This window comes from Streptomyces millisiae (assembly GCF_031845425.1).
GTDB lineage: Bacteria > Actinomycetota > Actinomycetes > Streptomycetales > Streptomycetaceae > Streptomyces > Streptomyces millisiae.
In genome coordinates, this window is the sequence record NZ_JAVREM010000420.1 from 1 (window position 1) to 387 (window position 387).

A 387-nucleotide genomic window follows, 5' to 3' on the forward strand; every position below is an offset into this window, starting at 1 on the left:
GCTGCAGGGCACGCCGCAGGCCGCCCCGGACTGGCTTTCGCAGACAACGCCCATCTAGGCAAACCGAGTTCAGCCCCGCTGTGCCGTATGGCGTACACCGCCGTCCCGCCCCGCGAGAGCGAAACCCTCAAGACCTCCCGCCATGACCAACTCACGGAAAGCCGGAACACCATGAAGCCGCTCCTGCTCGGCGATTACGTCACCGCGCCCACCTACGGACAGCTTGCCGCCACCCCGTACGGACGCCTGGACACCTACGACCTGGCCGACTTCCTCGCCCGGTGGCCGGAGCTGCACGAAGAGGCTCTCGCCCTGGTCGGCGACGACCGTATCCACCCCTCCGCGTACGTCCACCCGCAGGCGATCATCGGGGACGACGTCATCATC

1 pseudogene is annotated in these 387 nt (G+C 67.7%); it reads left to right on the plus strand.

The window, feature by feature from the left end:
- Window positions 1-87: 87 nt before the first annotated feature.
- Window positions 88-387 (plus strand): annotated as a pseudogene (locus RNC47_RS37375) (hypothetical protein); the annotation flags it as partial.